This window comes from Candidatus Poribacteria bacterium, assembly GCA_026702755.1.
GTDB lineage: Bacteria > Poribacteria > WGA-4E > WGA-4E > WGA-3G > WGA-3G.
The window spans coordinates 105890-127923 of record JAPPBX010000001.1 but is presented as its reverse complement, the minus strand read 5'-3'; the positions used below and the strand labels follow the sequence as shown (position 1 = coordinate 127923).

The 22034-nt window shown below is 47.4% G+C and carries 20 protein-coding genes; 7 read left to right on the top strand and 13 right to left on the bottom strand.

The window, feature by feature from the left end; all coding sequences use genetic code 11:
• Positions 1 to 3: 3 nt before the first annotated feature.
• The 13 genes from OXH39_00560 to OXH39_00500 form a co-directional block, all read right to left on the bottom strand.
• Positions 4 to 1020 carry a Gfo/Idh/MocA family oxidoreductase gene (locus OXH39_00560; GenBank protein MCY3548922.1) on the bottom strand — a complete coding sequence of 339 codons (1017 nt, stop codon included), beginning with the start codon at positions 1018 to 1020 and terminating at the stop codon, positions 4 to 6.
• Between the two features lie 74 nt (positions 1021 to 1094).
• Positions 1095 to 3005, bottom strand: a complete 1911-nt coding sequence (locus OXH39_00555) for a hypothetical protein (GenBank protein MCY3548921.1) — start codon at positions 3003 to 3005, stop codon at positions 1095 to 1097.
• Between the two features lie 80 nt (positions 3006 to 3085).
• Complete coding sequence (locus OXH39_00550) at positions 3086 to 4807, bottom strand: UvrD-helicase domain-containing protein (protein MCY3548920.1); 1722 nt, start codon at positions 4805 to 4807, stop codon at positions 3086 to 3088.
• The gene (locus tag OXH39_00545) at positions 4794 to 5210 is read right to left on the bottom strand and encodes an HNH endonuclease (protein MCY3548919.1); all 417 of its coding nucleotides are present in this window, start codon (positions 5208 to 5210) and stop codon (positions 4794 to 4796) included. Before OXH39_00545 ends, OXH39_00550 begins: the two co-directional genes overlap by 14 nt.
• Before the next feature lie 14 nt (positions 5211 to 5224).
• The gene (locus tag OXH39_00540) at positions 5225 to 5743 is read right to left on the bottom strand and encodes a hypothetical protein (GenBank protein MCY3548918.1); all 519 of its coding nucleotides are present in this window, start codon (positions 5741 to 5743) and stop codon (positions 5225 to 5227) included.
• A 105-nt stretch (positions 5744 to 5848) separates the two neighbouring features.
• Positions 5849 to 6283, bottom strand: a complete 435-nt coding sequence (locus tag OXH39_00535) for a hypothetical protein (protein MCY3548917.1) — start codon at positions 6281 to 6283, stop codon at positions 5849 to 5851.
• Positions 6284 to 6336: 53 nt separating this feature from the next.
• Entirely contained in the window at positions 6337 to 7122 is a 786-nt protein-coding gene (purQ, locus tag OXH39_00530; protein ID MCY3548916.1) for a phosphoribosylformylglycinamidine synthase I, read from the bottom strand.
• 40 nt (positions 7123 to 7162) lie between these two features.
• Positions 7163 to 9559 (bottom strand): phosphoribosylformylglycinamidine synthase subunit PurL, encoded by a 2397-nt coding sequence (gene purL, locus OXH39_00525; protein ID MCY3548915.1) that lies wholly within the window; start codon positions 9557 to 9559, stop codon positions 7163 to 7165.
• Positions 9560 to 9773: 214 nt separating this feature from the next.
• On the bottom strand, positions 9774 to 10793 hold the full coding sequence (locus OXH39_00520) for a site-specific DNA-methyltransferase (protein MCY3548914.1): 1020 nt from the start codon (positions 10791 to 10793) through the stop codon (positions 9774 to 9776).
• An 11-nt stretch (positions 10794 to 10804) separates the two neighbouring features.
• Positions 10805 to 11584 carry a restriction endonuclease gene (locus tag OXH39_00515; protein ID MCY3548913.1) on the bottom strand — a complete coding sequence of 260 codons (780 nt, stop codon included), beginning with the start codon at positions 11582 to 11584 and terminating at the stop codon, positions 10805 to 10807.
• Between the two features lie 453 nt (positions 11585 to 12037).
• The gene (locus OXH39_00510; GenBank protein ID MCY3548912.1) at positions 12038 to 12859 is read right to left on the bottom strand and encodes a phosphoenolpyruvate hydrolase family protein; all 822 of its coding nucleotides are present in this window, start codon (positions 12857 to 12859) and stop codon (positions 12038 to 12040) included.
• 129 nt (positions 12860 to 12988) lie between these two features.
• A complete protein-coding gene (locus tag OXH39_00505; protein ID MCY3548911.1) occupies positions 12989 to 14383 on the bottom strand; it encodes a sulfatase in 1395 nt (464 codons plus the stop codon).
• A gap of 122 nt (positions 14384 to 14505) precedes the next feature.
• Positions 14506 to 15312, bottom strand: coding sequence for a phytanoyl-CoA dioxygenase family protein (locus tag OXH39_00500; protein MCY3548910.1), 807 nt, complete (start codon positions 15310 to 15312; stop codon positions 14506 to 14508).
• 365 nt (positions 15313 to 15677) lie between these two features.
• Here OXH39_00500 and OXH39_00495 point away from each other — a divergent pair, with 365 nt between their 5' ends.
• The 7 genes from OXH39_00495 (at position 15678) to OXH39_00465 (ending at position 21987) form a co-directional block, all read left to right on the top strand.
• On the top strand, positions 15678 to 16310 hold the full coding sequence (locus OXH39_00495; protein ID MCY3548909.1) for a transcriptional regulator: 633 nt from the start codon (positions 15678 to 15680) through the stop codon (positions 16308 to 16310).
• A gap of 58 nt (positions 16311 to 16368) precedes the next feature.
• The gene (locus tag OXH39_00490; protein MCY3548908.1) at positions 16369 to 16959 is read left to right on the top strand and encodes a 4Fe-4S dicluster domain-containing protein; all 591 of its coding nucleotides are present in this window, start codon (positions 16369 to 16371) and stop codon (positions 16957 to 16959) included.
• A gap of 63 nt (positions 16960 to 17022) precedes the next feature.
• Positions 17023 to 17577: a hypothetical protein gene (locus OXH39_00485; protein MCY3548907.1), complete on the top strand. Its 555-nt coding sequence runs from the start codon at positions 17023 to 17025 to the stop codon at positions 17575 to 17577.
• A gap of 206 nt (positions 17578 to 17783) precedes the next feature.
• Positions 17784 to 18215, top strand: coding sequence for an ATP-binding protein (locus tag OXH39_00480; protein ID MCY3548906.1), 432 nt, complete (start codon positions 17784 to 17786; stop codon positions 18213 to 18215).
• Positions 18216 to 18411: 196 nt separating this feature from the next.
• The gene (locus OXH39_00475; protein ID MCY3548905.1) at positions 18412 to 18756 is read left to right on the top strand and encodes an STAS domain-containing protein; all 345 of its coding nucleotides are present in this window, start codon (positions 18412 to 18414) and stop codon (positions 18754 to 18756) included.
• A gap of 163 nt (positions 18757 to 18919) precedes the next feature.
• Positions 18920 to 20851, top strand: coding sequence for a SpoIIE family protein phosphatase (locus OXH39_00470; GenBank protein MCY3548904.1), 1932 nt, complete (start codon positions 18920 to 18922; stop codon positions 20849 to 20851).
• Positions 20852 to 21009: 158 nt separating this feature from the next.
• Positions 21010 to 21987: a DUF58 domain-containing protein gene (locus tag OXH39_00465; GenBank protein ID MCY3548903.1), complete on the top strand. Its 978-nt coding sequence runs from the start codon at positions 21010 to 21012 to the stop codon at positions 21985 to 21987.
• Positions 21988 to 22034: the final 47 nt, after the last annotated feature.

The window sequence follows — 22034 nt, the reverse complement described above, 5'->3', positions numbered from 1 at the left end:
CTGTCAACCCATCGGGTGCGGACCGTGGGTTATTACACCCTGTCGGGCATGGGCATAGACGGCATCCTGGATCTCAAGGATACGCACCGCGTCAACAACCGTCGGTTCAAAAATGCCACCGTCCCGAATAGCATCAAACGCAGCACCCATCACGCCTTGTATCCGCGCACCGTGTGAGATGTCTTCACTAAATTGGACACCTTCGGTTGTATGAATTTCGATCAGGGGTTCGCCGTTGCGACCGTACTGTTCAAATACCGATGCCTTCGTCCCAATAAATCGAAAGAAATGATCGCCACCACGTTTACCGGATGGATATGTATAACCGGATTCAATAATACCCGTGATACCCTCTTCCGTTCGTAACACGCCGATACCGCTGTCCTCTACGCCGCGGGTGTGCATTGCGTTGGACATGACTGCGCCAACGACTGTAATTTGCTGATCGCCGGTGAATTGAAGGAATGTGTCGATGCCATGTGCCGCTTCGACTGCCCAGCATCCACCACCGGATATACTCGGAGTGTTGTGCCAATAAGACGGTGTCGGATCGTAACGGGATGGAGGACCGTTATTTAACCTGCTGTTGTATAGGGTCAGTTCGCCTAAGCTTCCATCGGCGACCATCTCTTTGACGACACTCACGATTCGGCTTGCGCGGTTCGGTAACACAAGCGCGCTGAATACGCCGTGCTTTTCGGATGCCTCAGCGGCAGGACGCAGCCTGTCTGCAGAATCCGCAAACGGTTTATCCAAGAGGTAAGGAATGCGTCGATCTACGCATGCTTGGACGTGTGCAGGCATTTCAGTATGTTTGCCAGCGACGAGGGCAGCGTCCGGTTTGCTTGCGTCGAGACATGCCACTGCTGTCTCAAATCCGGGACATTGAAAATCGTCCGCTAACTGTTGTCGGGGGTCTGCCTCAGCATCCATCACACCGACAATCTCGTGTCCGAGACCGTATGCAGTGCGCGCCATACTCCGTCCGTGGTGACTATAAGAAAGAACTGCCAGCTTCATGTTTACCTCCATTTGTTCTTTGTAGAGGGTAGGCACAAGACCTACCCCTACAAAAGGTTTTGGTAATATGATTTTTATCTATAAAATGAATACATCTGTATCCCAGTAAAGAGCCGAATCAGTACCCATACGCCACCTATCATGAATTCACCGAGAATCAGTCCTAAAAAGAGTGGATACGCTTTGCGATAGAGGCGAATCCCGCCGACTTTCAACAAGATTGTTTTGATGCCCCAACTGATGAATATTGAGAACCACAATCTGCCGATCGTCGATTTTTCACCGGCGACCATGTAGCCAGCCGGGTGGAGGGGCCAAAACGGAAACAGGGTTCGTAGCCACCAAAAGAAGCCAGTCAAGCCTGCCCCGACACCTATAAAGATCACAGCAGGAACATCGGTGTCAGCTGGGTGCTGGAGCCAACTTTGTAGCAATTTATAGCCGCCGGTGCCAAGGTCGCTGACAACACCGATGTCGTATCCAACAACGAAATATGCCCAAAACGATGCAAGGATACCAATCACCGCTGCGAGCATCATCGCGACAATCAGTCTGCCGGAGTGCATGCCAGTTTCTTCGGCAAGTTTGAATCCTTCAAGCGTATGGGGCATTGGGTGGGCGCGAGACCCTCGATTGAAGGTCAAATAGAGACGCATCATCGTTAAACTGCCCCGAGAAATCAATCGGGTACCGAAAATATCGGTGAGAATATCGTGCGGCGTTGCATACGTCCGTATCGTCGGCGGTCCAACCTCAGCACGGATACGCGTCAAACTCATTGCTAACAGGTAATAGATTAAAAAATAGAGACCGATTGTCCAGAATTCCATCCCACCTTGTCGTGAAAAGGCGAATAAGAAAAACAAGCCACAAACGAGTCCAATTGCCGCCCAGCGATAGCGCATCGGCTCCCTGCTGTCGTCAATGTCGCCCGGCGACTTGCGGATTCGGAAGACGTACTTGAAGACTGCAAAAAAGTAGCGTCGTCCACCCCACAGCGCAAAACAGGCGAGCACGAGATAACCCCCCATCACTTGTTGCCAGTCGTACGGGAACCCCGGCATCACATCGAGTCCGAGCGCGCTGCCCAGTATCCGTTGTGCTTTCCAGAACCAATAGAAAAACCAGATTGAAAACGACATCTCCAACGGCATGAGGAAAGCGAGTCCGACGGCAAACGAGCGGACATAAACCGGTGTCCACCCCATCGATCTCCACGGTTTTTGGGTGAAGTATTGACCGATTTCGGCGTGCCGCACTGGGATTTCAGGAATCTCTGGGAAAAGCACATGAAAGCCGTTGATGAGGTTGATACCACCTGCGATTGCGAATCCCAGCCACATCATCTTTGACTTAAAAAGTCGTCCGTCAAGCCTCGTCATTTCCAACGGCAATTGCACAATAGGATACGTCAACCGTTCTCGCTCGATCCACTGTCTTCGGAGGAAAACATCTATACAAATCATCACCCAGATGAGAACGGTCAGAAAAATTGTCCACCAGAGGATCGGACGTAGCCAACCCAGTAGGTGCACTTTTGTGTAAACGGTGCCCTCCCCGTCATAGAATGCTTGTAGGCTTGCTTCGTTATTAGATGTGAGCCATGGTGGTAGATAACGCCAGAAAAGTTGTTTCCATTCGTTTTCCGGGGTCGCGAACCAGTATCCATCGGATATCGTCGGAATGACCGTCTGCATCATGTCATGCCCCGCGATCGCGGAGGAGAGCGACAGCATCACGAAGACCGTCAGCAGTTCACCCTGCCTGAGAGCGAATCGCGGTAGGAATCGGTTCAACAGGAGGTTGAAGGGGATAAGCACCATCAACGTGATAATCACGTTATAGATGAGTGACATCGTGGTTGGGAGGGTGCTCCAAAACTTGAGGTGGTTTGCCATGATAAAGTAGGTATTCACCGGAATCAGTAGCAAACCGAGTATGATGGCACGAACTGTTACGCCAGGATGGAAATTTTGCTTTTTCAAATTTGCGATTACCACCATATAGAAATTGGGCTACGGATTTGTTGTGGAGCAATTTATCATCAACGATTGTAGCACAATTTCTATTTTATATCTTCTTGTTTTTTCATTCGCCTTCGCGCTCGCCAATAGCCAAACTGCCGGAGATAATAACCAACATTTTTAGGGATTTCCTCAAACTCTGGCACGAATGGACACCGTCCACCAAGCACAACGAGTTCCTCTTTGGCACGCGTCATCGCAACGTAGAAAACACGCCGTTCCTCTGTAAGTATACTATCTCGACGGGGAAAGCGACGCTCCAATGTATTGTGGATAAGGATAACTTTTTCCCATTCTCTACCCTTCGCTTTGTGGATTGTCGTTACCTCAGGTGGAGTGGGATAGTTGATAAGCATCTCCTGAATCCGTTCGGTTTCGTCGTTGGTACGTGCGAGAATAGCGATTTCTTTCGGGGGTTCCAACTCGCGTAGTAAGGTGGTTTCTACGGTTTCTGGGGTTGTCTCCACGATCTTTATGTACTGTTGCATCGGGTTATGGGCGCGGAGATTTTTACGGATTCGCGGCTCGTTTCGCTCAATCAAGGCTCTTGCGTGTTCAACAATCGTTGACGTGGAACGATAATTGCGTGTGATTTCATACTTTTTCACATCCCGCTGCTTGGTAAATGCCTGCATAATCTCGGAGTTGCCTCCACGAAAACTGTAGATCGCTTGGTCATCATCACCGACAGCGAAAAGATTCTCTGATAGGAGTGAAATCAGCCGAAAGTCGGCTGGCGAAATGTCTTGGAATTCGTCAACAAGCAGATAGGGGTATTTGTCTTGATAGGTTTGGCGGAGGTCAGGACAGGTCTCAAGTAGGTTCGCTGCGTGGATGATCATATCCTCGAAATCTATAGCGTTTGCTTCAGTTTTGAGCGTCTCGTATTTTACGGCAAATGCTTGTGCCACAGGGTCGTCGAGTGTGGTTGGGTCGAAAACACCTGTAACAACCTGCCGTTTCGCACGCATAACGGTATCTTCTATATCGTTGAAACGTTCGCGAAGATTTTTGAAGTCTGGGTGTCTGTCAAGATGTTCCTCATAAACGATGCCGAAATGCTGACAAAACATTTCAAGAATGAGTTGGTTGCTGTACTCCACCCGTAACGGATCGGCACGGTTGAACACACCCGCTTGGTCTCTATAGAAAGCGATCCAGTGTGCTTCGCGATGGTTCGCTTCTCGTCCTGGTACCCGTTCAAGTACCTGAAAACGGAATTGTGTTTCACCTTCAGATCGGATTGCTTGACGGAGTCTATCGTTTGAGGAGTGGTCGAAGTGTTCCTTACGCCGCCGATCTGGGTTTGTCGTCTGTCCAATATAGCATTTGCCGGTCTTTTTGCTCTCTATTTTATAGATGACGACCGGGGTAGTGGCGGCTTTGCGTTCAATCTGTCTCTGCTCGTCTGTGATGATCTGATCAATCTGTCCCGACCAGATTTCAGGAATATGGCTAAACGCTGCGCGTTTATAGTTTTCGGTGATAATGTCTTTACCGAAGGCGTGGAGTGTGCGGATGACAGGTTTTTGGGCGGTTTCGGATGCCGTGAGTTCCCGCAAGATGCGTGTTTCCATCTCTTCAACGGCTTTTCTATTGAACGCAATAGCGAGAATATGTGAAGGTGAGATGTTGTGGGTCTGGATGAGGTTTAGAATTCGTGCCGTTACGACTGTGGTTTTGCCGCTGCCCGGTCCTGCGATAACGATAGCGGGTCCCGTGACGTGGTTTACGGCTTTTTCTTGGTTTCTATCGAGTCTCATAAAACCCAAGTATCATCAAATTTCGGCGTGCTCGGATGGGTTGATCAGCATTCATCAGGAGGACTTTGACTGTTGCTCGACCTATAGGTGTTCGCCCATCAATTTCACCGGTTTCGCGGTTTAAGAAAAAATGAACTGTCCAATCGTCAACTCGGGGATTGAAAAGTCTAACAACCGTTCTTGTCAGTGGATCGGTTCCTGTTTGATGCGTGGCTTTGTGGGCGTTACAATGTGAACAGGCGAGTGCCAGATTTTCGAGTTCGTTCGGTCCATTTGCTGATTGTGGCAGAATATGATCAACTTGCAAGTGAGAAGGAGAAAATTCCTCCGGGTATTGGCAGTACTCGCACCGTTCATTTGCGCGGTTTGCCACCGTAACACGCAACGGATCATCTATACGCATGTATCATGTGTCGCTTATGACAAAAGCCGTTTCTCCAATGTTTCGAGATTTCGGATCTGGAGTTCCTGCTCTTCAGTGAGGAGTGCTTCCATCTCTCGCTTTTCTTTCGATTCTAACGTTTTCTCATTGTTTAATGCCAAGAGTTCCGCCAAACGTTCTTGTTTTTCTGCAGCGAAAGACTCAAACCCGAAGCTAGCGTGCCCTCTTTTAATCATTTCAATCACGTCCATCTCTGTGCTTAAGACTTCCTCGGTCTCGGCATCAATGAGTATCTCTCCGACTTCGACAGGAGGGGCGACGTTAGTGAAAATGGAAACTACCCAGATAGGTGGAGCTGATTCTTTAAGGAAAGGTTCTCTTACCATCAAGCATCTGCCCGCGCGCTTTCGTAAGAACATTAGGGCACTATCTCTTGCCTCATCGCGCTTGAGTTGAAACAACACAAGTTCTTCAAGAGAGGTGTCGAACACTTTTGCTTGTTGCGTCAATTTTTCGTAGAGGTAATCTGGTAAGGAAATTGTCAGCGGACGCATAGTGAAGTTCTCCAACGGTAATTCCGAGTCTTTCATTTGTACTATAAAGTTTACCACATCTGTGACGAATTTTCAATCATGGTACAGAAATTTCTCTTGCTATATTCACTTCGGCATCCGTCGCACCCATAACAGCAGTGCTACGTTCATCGCACCGATAAAACCGAAGACATAAGATTGGATACCTGCTAATGTATCAAGTGAGCGGGTGAGGAATGGACAGAGAATCGGTAAACCGAGCGCAACACAGGTATAAAAAGTGAGAAGTTTCGCACCTTTCGCTTCCCAGAAGATTATCTGCCGTTTTAAAACCTTTAAATAGGACTGCTGCCATAACCGAGAGGTCCACTTCCCTTGCATAAATCCTAAAGCAATTCCTAAGCCGTAGCCGAAACTTGACCAGCGAAGATCAATGAATACGTCTTGGGAAATGATAGCGACCCAAAGCAGCTGCCCCAGCACTGAAACCACTATAAACGCCCAAAAGACAGGCAATTTCATATAGAATGGAAGGAGGCGACGCGTTAATTTATCCAGCATTTTTTCTGAGCGTTTTGGAACACACTGCTTTTAAATATACGGAATTTACCATGTTAAAGGTTCGATTTGACGTAATTAACAGCGTTTTTGAAGATGATCAGTCCGTCGCCCTCTTCAGAGTCAGTATCTTGTGTTTCTGAAAGCCGGGTCCAGCGCGGGTGATTCCATTTCATTAGGAAACGTTCCGGATGAGGCATCAAACCGAAGATTCTACCCGTTGCATCGCAGATGCCAGCGATGTCGGCATCAGAACCGTTCGGATTGTTTGGGTATCTGCTTTCGGCATATCGAAACACAACCTGATTGTTCGCTTCTACTTCTGACAGCACATCTTCGGGAGCAGTAAACCGACCCTCAGCATGCGCGACGGGAAGATAGACACGGGCTTTGATATCTTTTGTAAAGACGCACGGACTTTCCTGCGTTTCCAAATCTACCCACCGACACTCGAATTTTGCCGAGGCGTTCATTGCTAACGTCGCTCGTTGTGTCATTTCTAAGGTGTCGTTCCCGGGCAATAAGCCTGTCCGGACGAGGACTTGGAATCCATTGCATATACCGAGTATCAGTTTACCGTCTGCGACAAACCGATTGAGCGTACTTGTCAGTTTGTGTCTCATCTCAATCGCTAATAAAATACCGGCTGCAATATCATCGCCGTAGGAGAAACCACCAGGGATAGCGAGGATCTGATAGTCAGCGAGGTTGGCTTTGCCAGATATGAGGTGTTGGATGTGGACTAACGCTGTCTCCGCCCCGGCGAGTTGGAACGCTGTCTCTGTCTCTGCATCGCAGTTAGTCCCTGCAGTTCGTAAAATGAGTACCTTTGGTGTTGCCATTTTTATCCTTTGTGAATTTAACACACGACTTGCTTAAAAGTTACGAATGCAACGGTGTTTGCCATGCGGATTTGAGAGTATCAATTGAGGTGTCAATTATTCGGTGGTTGTTCTTTCCTGTGATGACAAATTCTGGTGTGTCTGTAACGGTGCCGAGACAGCCTATCGGTATTTCCGCCATGTACTTTTCGTAAGCCTCGCGGTGTTGCGGCTCAATCTCTACAAGGAAACGACTGTTTGATTCAGAAAACAAGAGATAGTCGTCAGCGGTAATCTCATCACCTATGGGGACATCGCTGAGATTTAGGGACATTCCGTATCCACCTGCGAATGCCATCTCCGCTGCAGCGACACCGATACCGCCTTCGGAACAGTCATGGCAAGAACGCACCAATCCGTTGTTGATAGCAGTGCTGAGGCGTTCCATCGTTAGTTTACCTTCATCGGGACGGATGGCAGGTGCGTTGTTTCCGATGAATCCGTGGATACCGAAGTAGTGCGATCCCCCCAATTCGGCGTAAGTGTTGCCGACGACATAGATGAAATTGCCGGGCGTTTTTACATCCATTGTGACAGCGCGCTGAATGTTAGGCATAACGCAGATAGCGGAGATAAGCAGTGTTGATGGAATTGCGCGTTGTTCACCGGTAGTGGTGTCGCTGTATTCGTTGTAGAGGCTGTCTTTACCAGAGATAAAGGGAGTTCCATAAGCCTTTGCGATGTCGTAGCACGCTTTCGCCGCCCGGACTAATTCGCCGAGTCGGTCGGGTTTATCCGGGTTTCCCCAACAGAAATTATCTAACAACGCAGTCTTTTCTAACGTTCCACCGACAGCAACTATGTTCCGCAGTGCCTCATCGATCGCTGCCGCTGCACTGAGATAGGGATCTACATCGCTATATTTCGGGTTGATACCGTTCGCGACGATGACACCTTTTCGACTTCCGATAACAGGCGTAACGACGCATGCATCGCTGGGTCCGTCATTTTCTACGCCGACAAGCGGATTGATCACTATACCGCCTTGGACACCGTGGTCGTATTGCCGAATGACGGATTCTTTGCTTGCAATGTTTGGGCTTGCGAGAAGCTGTTTGAGATCTTCAGTATAGTTTTCGATTTCTTCATCTCGCGATGCCATATCTGGGTGATTTGGAGGTGACCACACTGCCTGCTTGACAGGCTTCGGTAAGCCGTTGTGCAAGAATTCCATCTCTAAGTCGGCGACTATCGCACCTTCATAGAACACTTGTAACCGATGTGTGTCTGTGAAAGTTCCGAGGACGGTGGCTTCAACGACTTCTGCTTCGCATATCTCTATGAGTTCATCTATATTTTCAGGTGGCACAGCGATAACCATGCGTTCCTGTGCTTCGGACAGCCAGATTTCCCAGGGAGCGAGTCCTTCATATTTCAGGGAGACACGTTCCAGATGCACCTCCGCGCCTACATGTTCCCCCATCTCACCAACAGCAGAGGAAAACCCTCCAGCGCCACAGTCGGTGATCGAGCGATACAGGTTGCGATCGCGTGCTTGTAGCAAAGCATCAACGATCTTCTTCTCCATAATTGGATTGCCGATCTGTACAACGCTGCCGAGGTTTTCAGAGGTATCGTCGAGTTCTGCGGAGGAGAAGGTGGCACCGTGGATTCCATCGCGTCCTGTTTGTCCGCCGATCGCGACGACAAAATCACCAGGTTCAACGGATTTATCGCATCTGTTTCTCGGTATTAAGCCGACATTTCCGCAGAAAACAAGTGGGTTTGCGGTATAACGGGTATCAAAGAGGATAGCACCGTTGGCTGTCGGAATGCCCATCCGGTTGCCGTAGTCGCGCACGCCAGCGACGACCCCTTTAAAGACACGTTTCGGATGAAGGGTGCCTTTCGGCAGTTGTGCATAAGGCGTATCCGGCATCCCGAAACAGAAGACATCCGTATTCAGGATCGGTTTTGCACCAAGTCCCGTGCCGAGTGAGTCGCGAATGACCCCCCCGATACCAGTACCTGCACCGCCGTAGGGTTCAATTGCCGATGGGTGGTTGTGCGTCTCTACTTTGAAGACGAGGTTGAATGTATCATCGAATTCGATGATGCCAGCGTTGTCTGAAAAGACGGAGACACACCACGGCTTCGCTATCTCTTCCGTTGCACGTTGGATGTAGGTGGGAAACAAACCGTCAATCTGCTCCGCCTCTTTCTCCTCTTCGGAATAGAGGATGATGCTCTTAAACGTTTTGTGAACGCAATGCTCGGACCACGTTTGGGCGATGGTCTCTATTTCTACGTCGGTTGGGTTGCGTCCTAACGTTCCGAAATGCGTCTGGATCGCCTTCATCTCGTTCAAGTTCAGGGACAGCGTTCCTTCTCGGCTGATACGCATCAGTTCAGCATCATCAGCAGTTAGGATCTCTATTTCTTTAACCGTACTGGACATTACTTTCTCCACTATTTACTCGTTGTTTTTTTGAAGATATTTTGCTGCAAATATCGTCAAGCATAATTCTTCGTTAAGGCGTTCATAGACAGGTGTTTTCCCACTCAAAGGTGGCAACTTGGGTTATTATGTCCCAATCTTGGTTTAGACAGTGGTCCGAATTTCCGAGGGCAGTACAGTTTTATCTCTTGCCCTCCTTATTCGTTCAACCGCGTCAAAGCAAGGATATGAACTCATATTTAGAGAGTAGGCTGTCAACTGCACTCAATTTGCCAATTGTTGCTTTTATAGCCTGCTCTGATTGGTCTATGCCTATCCACCTTCTATTTAGCAGATGTGCAGATTTCAGAGTTGTTCCTGAACCACAAAAACAATCCAAAACCATACTTTCAGGATTAGAAGAAGTTTTAATAATTCGGTCTAACAGGTCTGGATTTTTTTCCGTTGGATAGGTTGGGGATTGGGGGTCTTTATACTCCCAAATATCTTGAACCCTTTTACCTATCTGCTCATCCGCAAAGATTATTTTTCTAGGGTTTCCCCTCGATGACCACTCTATCAGACCCGCCTCATCCCATTTTTCCAAGGTCTGCACATCTGTTCGCCAATGCCGTCCCTTCGGAGGAGGTAATCCTTTGAATGCTTTGCTCGATTCACCATTTTCTGTCTCTCCCGGGGCATGAATCGGCACTGTAGTATACCTTCTTCCTTTTTTGACTTTAGGAAATAATCGCACTAAATCTTCTGGCGTATAGGGCTCTTTCGGTTCATTCCATATAGGTTTTGAAGATTTAGAATAGAATAAGATCAGGTCTTTTATATTTCCGTATCCTATTCGCTGGAAATTTTTGGGGTTACACTTTATCCTGGTGATGTCATTTCTGAAATTATTCATTCCAAACACTTCATCCATCATAACCTTTACATAATGCCCAACTTTATAGTCAATATGCAGATAAATAGAGCCTTCATCTGACAGCAGTTCTTTGAGCAACAGTAATCTGTCTCTTAAAAACTCAATAAATTGTTTTCCGGTCAATCTGTCTGAATAAGCAACATCACCTTTTCGGGAACTGCTTATCGTAGATGCTCTTTCATCTGTAATTGTAAAATGGCTATTGGTGGCAAACGGCGGATCTATATAGACCAAATCAATCCTGCCCTTTAGACCTCTTTCATTCAGAAGATATTCAAGCCCTTTGATGTTGTCGCCTTTTATAATCAAATTCTGCATTTGATAACCCTTCAGAGTTGATATAAAAACTCTCTTAAAACCAATGCACTCATGATGTTATACTGGGTTAAGTCTTGGGTAATCGCACGATACATTTTAGTACGCCCTCTGATATAGAGAACTCCATCTAAAATGGCAACCGAAACAGCGTTGACCTCCGTTTCGACAACACGTATTGCATCATCAAATTGCGCGTTTTGATGCCCTCCGAAGTCGGTTAAAAATTTGGCTTCGCCGATTACATATTTACCGTTAAATCTTGCGAGAAAATCTAATCCTTTGTTGCGCGTGTAGTTTAGTTGTTCTTTGGCAAAGTCCTTCATTTGAGCGTCGCTCGCATCCAAGACAGCATTATCGTCTGACGCAAGAAAATCTTCAAGAGAAATGGGTTGAACGCCCAATGCCCCTTTGTTTAACCAGCGTCTAAATAAGGGGCCAATTTGCCTATTTGTTTCTTTCGGCTTAGAGGAACGTTCGTAAATTTTCTCTAATCCCATTTCATAAAGTCTACCACATAATCTATCAACTGTATTTGGGTTTTTCCCTATTGCACTCTTGTCCCTTTTCAGATACGCAACATAGGAATCTTTTATTGGGAACAAGTCTAATTTGAGTAATGCATTTAACAGCGCGGTATTGTCTCTTTCCTGAAATGACTGTTCTACTTGTTCCCATAGATCTTCATCAATATCTCGAATTCCTTCGGGAATTGTTGGATAAACACGAAACAATTCATCTAGATAGTTTCTCTGATTGGCAAACTCAATACTTAGCTGCGTCCAACGATTCATAGTTATTTCCCTGTACTGCCATCGAAAATTAGGGCCACCCTCTAAACTAACGTTGTGGTATAATATCCACCTACTTGAAAGGAATCTCCGATGGCAGTAGAAGGCATCGCATATAACTTGTAGGTTGGGTTGAACGAATGCTCCAAAACAAGTGAAGGGAGAAAATCAATCTCACGGTTCATCGAAACCTTTGAATCCCCAAATTGCGAGTGAAACGCAACGTTTCTTCGTTTTTAGAGCGGCGTGCTTGTCGGGGTTCGCTATCGCTGGTTGCAGGAACAAAACATCACTATAGCATAGATAGTCTAATAGATTTAATGCTAATAGGACTTACGCATTTCCCCTTAAAGTCCCCCTGATGAGTGGGACTTAGGGCGTTAAATAAAACGAAATAACAACTTTTTAGTAAAATATATTCTTTCTCTGTTCAATTTGCGTAAATCCTGTTCTGATCTATTCCTTAAACGAAGCTGTAATCCGTGGAATACTTTCCTCACAGGCAAACCGTTCAATGCTGGATGCACCCACGAAGCCGACGGTATCCGTTTTTTCATTGATAAACGCCGCCTCGGGTGCCTTTGAGATGGGACCGCCGTGTGCGAGGCAGATGACATCCGGGTTTATCGCTTGTGCAGCGTCACAGATTTCTTGGACACGCACCGCCGCATCTTCAAGCGTGAAGGCTGTTTCCGCACCGATGGTGCCACCTATTGTAGTCCCCATGTGGGCAATAATAACATCCGCACCGACTTTTGCCATATTCTCAGACTCTTCTGGGTTGAAAACATAGACGATGGTGAAGAGATCCATCTCATGGGCGATACCGATCGTCTCAACTTCTTTATAGAAACCCATTCCTGTCTCTTCAAGCGTCACCCGAAAAGTGCCGTCAATCACACCAACGGTGGGAAAGTTATTCACACCATCAAAGCCGACATCGCGGACCTGCTTGAGGAAATTGCTCATACGGCGCGTCGGATCTGTGCCGTTGACCCCAGCGATGACAGGTGTCTCTTTGACAACAGGTAGGACCTCGCGTTCACCCATCTCCATGACGATGGCGTTTGCATCGCCGTAAGCCAACAGTCCAGCGCAGGATCCGAACCCTGACATCCGATAGCGACCAGAGTTGTAAATTACAATCAGGTCTGCTCCACCCTGTTCAGCGAATTTTGCCGTGATACCCGTCCCAGCACCGACAGCAAGTAGATGATTGTCTCTATCTAATTCTGTTTTCAGTCGTTCTAAAACCTGATCTCGTCTATAATCTGGCATTCGATGTTCCTTTTCTAATGGCTATCGGAAACCATCAGTTGTCAGCAATCAGTAAAGAGATGTCTGATTTAATCAGAGACCTCTTGCTGACCGCCGACTACTGACAGCTGACAGCCGACGGCTATTTGGCTATTCATCGCGAGATTTCGCTTGTAAACGTGCGGCTTCACCCGGATTCCCGATGTGCATTGTGTCGTATGCCTGTTCGGATGACTTGAAGGGGCCGACCCCTTTATGTCCGTGCCAATCGCCCTGTGTCATGATCGGGTTCGTCAAACCTGTTTCCTGTTCTCGCTGGAGAATCCAGCTCTTCATCCGTGTTTCAAGTGTATTGACGATATCCGGATGTTCATCGACGAGATTGTTGTTTTCGTCAGGATCTTGGATAAGGTTATAGAGTTCAACAGGGGGCTTGAAGTGGAAGTCCGGTTCAAGTGCGACGATGAGTTTCCATTCGGGGGTCCGCCAGCCATGTTTGCGCATCCATGTGCATTCTGTGATATAAAACTCACTCTCGTAGGAGGTTATCTCACCGTTCATTAAGGGGGTAAGGCTCTCTCCATCGAATGCGATGTCTGTTTGAATATCCGCTAATTCAAGGAGCGTCGGCACGAGGTCTTTGTGTTGGTTGTATCCAGCGACCCGTTTTCCGGCGGGCACGCGCCCTGGATAACGGATGATAAGCGGTACATGCAAGGTGACATCGTAGAGTCCATGATGATCGAACCAGCACTCGTGATCGTAGAGGGTTTCGCCGTGATCACCGTTGATAACGACAATAGTTTCGTCCATCACCCCGCGCGTTTCGAGGGCATTAAAGAGCGTCTGAATGCACGCGTCCATATAAGCGATTGCGCCGTCGTATTGCGCGATGACGTAATCCTTGTCGGTGATTCCGGGTGGCATCCAAGAAGCAAAATAGTCGCAAAACGGTTTAAACGCCATCACCGGCTCCATTGATTTGTTGCTCGGATCGCACTCATCGCCGTGGTAAAATGTCCGTTCATAAGGTGCGGGCGGTAGATACGGGGAGTGAGGGTCCATGTGGCGTAGGAATAGGAAGAACGGTTTCTCGTCGCTCTGATCTATGAGTCTATTCAGTTCTGGGAGTGTGGTTTTGTTCAGATTTTCCGCTTTCGGACTACGTCCGCTTTCATCGGGACCCCATCCAGAGAAGTCGAGATAGGTATCAAACCCACGTGCACTTGGACCACCGAATCCGACACAGGTGGTATCGTAGCCTGCGTCCCGAAGGATTTCCGGCAACGTTTTGACCTCTTCACGGAGCGGTCCTTGGTGCCGCAAAGCAACGACTTGTGTGCTGAAGGTATCTAAGCCGGTGAGCATTGAGGCATAAGCACTCGTTGTTGGAATGTGCGCGCTATAGGTTTTCTCAAAAAGGGTGGCACCCTCTGCAAACCTATCGATATGCGGTGTCGTCAGTCTATGATACCCGTAACAACTCATGTGTGTTGCGAGAAGGGAATCAACTCCCATCAATACAATATTTGGCTGTTTTGCCATATCCGAATTCTCCTTTTTAATAGTTATCAGTTATCGGTTGTCAGTTTTCGGTTAAGAGGACTTAGGTTCACAAAGCGTCTTTGGGTGAATCAAATGCCTTTTTCTGACAACTGACAATTTCTTTAAGCGTCCCAGTCTTTGTGCCAAATGAGCGTATTCTGGACATCGTCGTTAAGCGGATCACCGATTTCTAACGAGTTAAAGTAAGGTTCCGGTAGGATGTTGCGCTTACCGTTGAAGGTACATCCGTCAGGCATGAACCCACACGTCATTGCTCGGCGATGGGAAAATGTCATGTTCGCACCTGCCCCGTGTGCTGTCAATCCATTGTGCCATACCATAGAGCCTGCGGGACACGGTGCGGATTGGGGTTCAAATTCCTTCCATTCCGGGTACACATTAAACAAAGCACCTATGTTTTCACCGATGCCGACGTTATCAAAGCGTGCAGTTTTATGGGTGCCGGGTAGATACCACATACAACCGTTTGCGAGGGTGGCATCGTCTAACGCGACCCAAAACGAAACCGCGTCCCGTGAGTCAAATGACCAGTAGGGGACATCGAGGTGCCATGCCGTGGGGTTCCCGGACGGCGGCTTAATCAAGGCTTGGTCGTGCCATATCCGCATCCCGTCAACACCTGCAAGCAGTGTTGCCATCTTTCCGATTTTTGGGTCGTGTACGAGTTTTCGCATGCCCGGATGTGAATCTGCCAATCGAAGGCATTGCGTAAAGACCCGCGCATAAAAGTTAGACGGATCCAACTGGTTTGTCATGTGTTCAACGGAGGTGCCGAGCCGTTCTTCAACAGATTCATCCGTGCATCGTCGCCATTCCTTTAATTCTTCAGCATCCAAAAAGTTTTCAATGACAAGAAATCCATTTTCTTGATAGAAATTAATTTGTGATTCAGTGAGTTCGTGCTGCATTTTACACGCTCTCCTCCATGTTCTTTTGATTGTAGGCTTGCGAGCCACCTATTACAAAATTGTATCATATAAGCGATAAATAGACAAAAGAAAAATGGTAGATTAGTTATCAGTTGTCAGTTATCAGTTATCGGTTAAAGAGATTTCCTGTGGCAGTGACAGAAAATGTTCGCGACACAAGACCTTACCCGAAAACCGATAACCATTCTTCTGATAACTGAAAGCGGAGCGAATTGACAACTAATAATTATAAAATGTGTTGAATTGTAATATGCTATTGTGATATAATGTTTTATAGTGTTGTAAAAGAATGTAAAACATTGTTGTTAGCCTCATAGAATTTACCCATATTACGAGGAAATCCCGTGAATTGCGAAATGAGCGAAACCCGAATGCGAATCCTGCAGCTGCTGAAAATGCGCGCGGGCATGACGATCGGTCAACTGACAGAGGCTTTGCACATCAGCCAGATGGGGGTCCGACAACACCTCGCGATCCTTGAAACAGAGGGGTTGGTTGAACGCTACCGAGAAAAGCAGGGACGAGGGCGTCCGCCTTACGTGTATCACTTAACCGATGAAGCAAACAGCCTTTTCCCCACAACCTATGCTAACTTTGCTGTTGGTCTGATGCATGAGGTTGCAAAGTTTAATGGTCCCGGTTTCATCAACAAAGTCTTCCGTGGGCGGATGAAATCACAGTTGGAGACTTATCAATTACGGCTCAAAGGCAAAACGTTGTCCGAACGGGTCAAAGAACTTGCACGTATCCGTGATGAAGAGGGATACATGGCACGCTTTGACGAGAATGAGAACGACTACGTCTTAACCGAACATAACTGTCCTATCGCTTTGATCGCGCAAGAATACCCGCACGTCTGCGAAATTGAGACGGCACTCTTCCGGCAATCCTTGGATGCGAAAGTTGTTCGGGTGGAACATATCATGCAGGGAAGCCATAAATGTTGCTACCGGATTCCTAAAGCCGACGAAGAGTAAGGTCCCACGCCCTGTGCGGGGCTGCTGGGCAGTTTAATTCTCAGGGATGAACATAAAAATGTCTGATGAAACGGGGAGACGTGGCTTTTTCAAGGAAGCCTTGAACCAACTCATCCAACCGGTCGCGGAGTTTCTTGATGACCGGGTAGGCGACCATCTGCTAACTGAAGAGCCGAGCGAACGTGCTATTTTGCGTCCTCCCGGAGCGTTGCCTGAAGCGGAATTTTTGGAGACATGCCATCGGTGTGGTAACTGCGTCAAGAACTGCCCGGCAAACGCGATTCTCCCTTTACAGAGCACGCAATCTGACCTCACGAATACACCTTATATCGATCCTGATGAGCAACCGTGTGTTATCTGTGATTCGCTGGCGTGCATGTACGTCTGTCCGAGCGGTGCCTTGCAAACCGTTTATGCCGAAGACATTCGGATGGGGTTGGCAGTTTTCAGTGCCGAAACCTGCTTACGGACAAAAGAGGTGGATTGCACTTACTGTGTTGACACATGTCCTATAGGTGATGACGCGATTCGTCTCACGCCAGATGGTTTTATAGAGGTTCTTGACCCTGGATGCACAGGATGCGGGGTCTGCCAGTACGCCTGCCCAACTTCACCAAAATCGATAGTCGTGGAACCCTATAGGGTCTAAGATGTCGCTCGTAGATTTTGGGTGTATCTCTCTGATTTTGTTTCGCACCTTTCCGCGAGAAATATGTCTGTACTTACACAAATTCTGATGCAGGGTGTTGTGGATAGGCAAAGCCTGCGCGATATCAAACCGCCAGTGGAAGTGTCGCAAAGTCTGCTGCCTTATTTCATCGGTGGCGTAATGATACTCGGCTTCGTGGCGATCTTGGTGTGGTCCTATATCCGAAGGCTGCGTCAGGTCCAGCCGGTTCCTGCAACAGAAGTGGATGATGCCCCGTTGGCGCATGAGGTAGCTTATGAAAGGCTGGCAGCGATTGAGGCAGCAGATTGGCTCGCGCTCGGGGATATGGAAACGTATCATACCCAAGTCGCTTATGTGCTCCGCGAATACATTCGAGCGCGCTATAGAATTCCCGCATTGGAGTTGACGACGACCGCTTTGCTTCACGCAATGTTAAGAGCGCAGATAGATGCCGCCTATGTGGAACGTGTCCAGCAGTTGCTCGCCAATTGTGATAAGGTGAAGTTTGCAACCTATCAGCCGGAACTCGCCGAAGCGTCCGCACGGGTCGCAGACGCTCGCTGGATTGTTGATGAAACAAAATCTTCTGTTCTGTAAACCGATTTTCGTGCTACGATTGCACTATTAAAAGACCCTGAGGAATGAATCGGATAAAATTCTTGACATAATTTGAAAAAATATAGTATTATGTTTAATCAGGTTTTTCGTGAACCTTATAATTTACGGAAAGTGTCAACTTAGGTAAACAGATTTTATAGGTGTCCTAAAATAAATATAAGCCATAGCAAGGAGGGAAAAATAGAGTGTCATCTGAACACAAAGTACTCCTCACTATACCGATGTATCCTGATATGGAACTTGCCGCAGCGAAAACTGGCTCTGTCCTTGCTGAATTGAAGGATTTCAATGAAGAAGCGATTGAAGAGATTCAACTCGCGATCATCGAAACTTGTATCAACGCTTCTGAACACAGCAAAAGCGATGATAAAGAAGTGCATATTCAATTCTTAGTTAAGGACGATGAGTTGCAGGTCAAAATTACTGATCGCGGGGTTGGTATAACTGCGGATACATTGGACGGCAGTCGCTTACTCGGTCGCCCAGGGGTATTCCCCGATCTGCGTAAGCGCGGAAGGGGCTTGCAAATTATTAAAGCACTAATGGATGAAGTGGTTATAGAGAGCAGCCCTGACGGCACAACTGTTAGTTTTACAAAGAAGAAGACAACCGAATAGGTTTCTGTGTCGTTATTACGCAAGCCTATAGAAGCTTGCGGGACAATAGGTCGGCAACACAATTTTGAATCCGTTGTGGTTTATTCACAAACTTAGGTTCAAATGTGCTGTTGAACGACACCTTTTTCTGATAAATCACTTTTCTGTTTTAAGGCATCTCGCAAGTCCATTTTGAGAATTTAAGGAGGTAAGCGACTTGTTAGACAAATTCGATATTCAAATCCGCGAAGAACAAGAACACGCGGTAATTGAAACAGAGGGATACCTGAATGATGCTCTCGGAGAGCAACTTGCCGAGAAGGCACAAGCACTCATTCAGAATGGCTGTACACGGTTGGTGATTAACCTTGACAAAACATCACTCATTAACAGCATTGGTATATCGATACTTATTGAGATCATAGAAGCACTTACGGAGCACGAGGGCACCCTGAATTTCTGTGGGCTATCCGCTACACAAGAACGGACATTCCGCATGATGGCAATTGCCAAATACGCAGGTATCTTTCCAGATGAAGAGTCCGCTATTGCCAACCTATAGCCTTTCCTTAAGCGCGAATCTCGGTCTGACAAGAGATTGAGATTTATTTCCCTTTAACATTTACGGATGCTTTTTGAGAAAATTGTACGCCACTGTCTTAGGTATATGCGGTAGCGGCGGATAAAACAAAAAATTGGAACCAACAACACCTGGATGCAATATTATGAAAGATCCGAGCAAGCCCACTTCCGGAGACAGTTTGCAAGCCGATAAGACACAAAACACTGCAGAGCAGACTATGGAGCGGCTCATCTTCAGTTTGTCTGAGTTGGAGCATTTAGGTCAAACGGTAATCTCTGGACACAGCAATTTTAATCATTCAAGTAAAACCTATCTCCGTATCACGCTCGGCACTTTGCAAGTCACACGCGGTACAATACTACGTTACCATCCGACAAGGCAGAATCTTGAGGTCGTTGCATCAGCACCTGATGAAACCTTTTCCCCACTCGCTCTTGAACCGGACGAAGTAGCGAATTTGCTACAACATCCGTTCATTGAACGCACCGCCATCCCTGAGTCCCTTGAAGAGTTCTTTGCTCGAAGTACCAAGCTTATTGAGACTATTGATATACATCTTTGGGTCCCTCTGAAAATTCAAGATGAATTTCTTGGGATGATTGGTTTGGGGAAATTTTTGGGCAGGGAAGCGTTAGAAGCATGGGAGAAGGAATTGCTAACAACCCTTGCACACCAAATTTCAATCGCCATCGCTTATTCACAGATGGTGGAGGGTATCCAGAGCGAAAAGTTCCGGTTGTTCATGCTTGCGGAAAGTGCACCACAAATCTGCCAACTCTTGCAACCTGAGGCAGCCGCGGAGCAGGTCGTGCATCAAGCCGTTTCACTTCTGGACGCAAATGCTGGGGCGCTGATGCTCACGCGTCCAGAACAACAGCAGCTTGAAATGCACTTCACCTTTCCAGAAACACTGGTTGAGGATATCGAGAAGCATAACGGGCTTGTTATCTCTTACGGCGAAGAGATACCCGTACCTGCAACACCGACATCGTTTGATGTTTTGAAATCCGTTGTAAATGAGGGCATTCCAGGTCACTGTCCACCAAAATCCGACACCCTCTTCGGCGGCAAGAATTTAATGGCAGTTCCTATTCCGGGGCGTGATGGAGATGTCCTTGGGGTCTTGGTTGTTGGAGACAAAGAGGAGCGCGGCGGTAGTATTGCACCCTTTACTGATGAGGATGTAATTCTGCTCGATTCCTTTGCCAAACAGGCAGGTGTTGCAATTGAGAACGCACACCTGCATCAAGAAGCACTTGAGGCACGTCAGTTACAGGCGGAAATGGAAGAGGCTCGCAAGATTCAGGTGAACCTTATTCCAGACATGCTGCCTGACATTCCGGGATACGAAATCGCTGGACATTATGAGCCGCGGGGTCCAGTCGGTGGCGATTATTATGATTGTCTCGCCTTGTCTACTGGACATTGGGGACTTGCGATTGCGGATGTTTCTGGAAAAGGGATGCAAGCTGCTCTACTCATGGCGACCCTACGCGCTGGACTTATCTCTGAGTTGTCCCGCACGGACACCACCGTAGGGGAAAACGGGGAACAAGGGACATCTGATCCGGCTGTTTTATACACCGAACTTGCTGACATGGCCTTGACACTCAACTCGCTCCTTTACGCCAGCGGGACAGAAGAGAAATACGCCACCTTTTTTTATAGCCATCTCAACCCAGAAACGGATATACTGACGACCCTCAACGCTGGACATAATCCTCCACTGCTTGTCAGAGCGGATGGCACCTATAAATGGTTAGGCGAGGAGGTTGGAGGTATCCCATTGGGAATGTTTCCAAACGATATGGTTGCAAACATTGCTGAATATGAAGCGGAACATATCCAACTCGCCAGTGGCGATGTTGTTGTGTATTATACAGATGGTGTTACAGAAACCGTGAATATCGAAGACGAGTATTATGAAGAAGATCGACTCGTAGAGGCATCCAAAGCATGCAAGGATTCAGATGCTGAGGCTATCCGAAAATATCTTTACGACTCGGTCATGGGATTTCAGGGTGAGGCAGATCAGTTTGACGATCTTACTTTACTTATTTTGAGGAAGCAGTAAGAACGGCAGTCAGCCATCAAATAGTTGTCAGTCGTCAGTACGCTGCGCTTTCAGTTTTCAGTTAAGAAACCTTGTGGCGGTTGCTTTTCGGTTTACTGCCACAGTCAACCTCTTTAACTGACAACTGATAACTATTCCCACTACTTGAGAGGACACGTATGCAACAGAGTCCAGCGGTAGGACGCACATTTTTAAATCCAGAAATCCTCGCACGAATCGGGAACCTTGAGCTGATTGCGAAATTCGTGGTTGAGGGTTTTATCTCTGGACTTCATAAAAGTCCATACCATGGGTTCAGTGTTGAGTTCTCACAATACCGGCAATATATGCCTGGGGATGACACCAAGCATATAGATTGGAAAGCCTACGCCCGTACGGATCGGTACTATATCAAGCAATTTGAAGAGGAAACGAATCTCAATTGCTACCTTCTCTTGGATACAAGCGAATCTATGCTGCATCCGATGGACGACACACAGGTGGATGATCCAGATACAGAAGATAGTGGAACAGCGCAAAGACTGACAAAGCTGCAGTATTCAAGTTTCCTCATTGCATCGCTCGCCTATTTTATGGCGAAACAGCGGGATGCTATTGGGTTTGCGTACTTTGATGAGACCCTTCACCAGTACCTCCCTGCCCGAAGTAGTACATCACATCTGCACTCGATCTTGCTCACGTTGGAGACGCTGAAAACCACGAAAAGCACACGGATGGGAACACCCTTGCATCAAATCGCTGAGCGTTTAACCAAACGCGGCTTAGTCCTCTTCGTTTCGGATCTCTACGATGAAAATCATGAAGAGGTTATTAGTGGTTTGGAGCATCTGCGTTATGAGGGACATGAGGTTATTGTTTTTCATGTCCTCGCACAACAGGAACTTGAGTTTGTTAACTTTGAGGCGGGACGAAGCGCAGAAGCACTTATCCGTTTTATCGATTCGGAAAGTGACACTGAGATTATCACAACACCGCAAGCGATTCAGGAAAGTTACTTAAGTAATTTCAACGAGTTTCTTGATACCTATAGACTCGCATTGCGGCGAGCGGATATTGATTATAACGTCATAACAACAACAACACCGATTGATTTCGCTCTTGCCTCCTATCTCGCGAAGCGGCAAGGCGTTTTCTAAGCGAATTCCATATTTAACGCATTCCGTCAAATCCCCCTGCTTTAGCT